Raw genomic sequence first — 209 nt, 5'->3', positions numbered from 1 at the left:
CTTTTAATCGTTTGGACGAAAAACTGGCAATCGAAGCATCTGACAGCATCAACAACCGCTTGCGGACGGGATTATATCCCATGCTTTGAATGCGGGTTCCAGGCAAGTGTTTCAAGACTTGGTGGGTTAAACGGAAATGAACGGATCGGTGATGAATCTTACCTTTGAAGATATACGCACCCCAACCGGGGAATGACCAGAAGTAGGCA

General features: G+C 46.9%; 1 pseudogene. It reads right to left on the bottom strand.

The features are described from left to right. Positions 1–209 (bottom strand): annotated as a pseudogene (locus CBI42_RS13150) (hypothetical protein); the annotation flags it as partial.

This window comes from Streptococcus sp. KR (assembly GCF_002238115.1).
Taxonomy (GTDB): domain Bacteria; phylum Bacillota; class Bacilli; order Lactobacillales; family Streptococcaceae; genus Streptococcus.
Note: the sequence above shows the minus strand (reverse complement) of the source record. Positions and strands in the feature narration are given on the sequence as shown.